The sequence below is a fragment of the Paenibacillus taichungensis genome, assembly GCF_003287275.1.
Classification (GTDB): Bacteria; Bacillota; Bacilli; order Paenibacillales; family Paenibacillaceae; genus Paenibacillus; species Paenibacillus taichungensis_A.
The window spans coordinates 1-553 of record NZ_QEVW01000044.1 but is presented as its reverse complement, the minus strand read 5'-3'; the positions used below and the strand labels follow the sequence as shown (position 1 = coordinate 553).

General features: G+C 49.9%; 2 tRNA genes and 1 rRNA gene. All 3 read right to left on the bottom strand.

Features of this window, described 5'->3' with window-relative positions:
• Nucleotides 1-202 precede the first annotated feature (202 nt).
• A tRNA-Ala gene (locus DC345_RS31170) sits at nucleotides 203-278 on the bottom strand.
• A gap of 22 nt (nucleotides 279-300) precedes the next feature.
• A tRNA-Ile gene (locus DC345_RS31165) sits at nucleotides 301-377 on the bottom strand.
• Nucleotides 378-414: 37 nt separating this feature from the next.
• Nucleotides 415-531: ribosomal RNA gene (gene rrf / locus DC345_RS31160) — 5S ribosomal RNA — on the bottom strand.
• Nucleotides 532-553 lie beyond the last annotated feature (22 nt).

Sequence of the window (553 nt, the reverse complement as noted above, 5' to 3'; positions counted from 1 at the left end):
TCCGCTCGTGTTCGAGCTGTCACTCCACTTGTTTTGGACTGCGTCCAAAGCCAAAAGTCGCTCCATTTCGATCACTCGCTCATGCAATCTACCGTTTTTATTGAAACTTGTTTACACAAGTTCAGCTTAAAAAGGAATGTTCTAAATCGCAAAATTTCGTTTCGATATCTAGTTTTCAAAGAACAAGCTTGTAAAATCTTGTTGGTGGAGCCAAGCGGGATCGAACCGCTGACCTCCTGCTTGCAAGGCAGGCGCTCTCCCAGCTGAGCTATGGCCCCATATTAGATTTTAAGGTATACATGGTGGGCCCTGGTGGACTCGAACCACCGGCCTCACCCTTATCAGAGGTGCGCTCTAACCAACTGAGCTAAGGGCCCACATTATATATCATATTGAAACCCGTAATGGGTTTACGCTTGGCGGCGTCCTACTCTCCCAGGACCCTGCGGTCCAAGTACCATCGGCGCTAGAGGGCTTAACGGTCGTGTTCGGGATGGGTACGTGTGGAACCCCTCCGCCATCGCCACCAAACGTTTGAGAGTTTGAGCTCTCA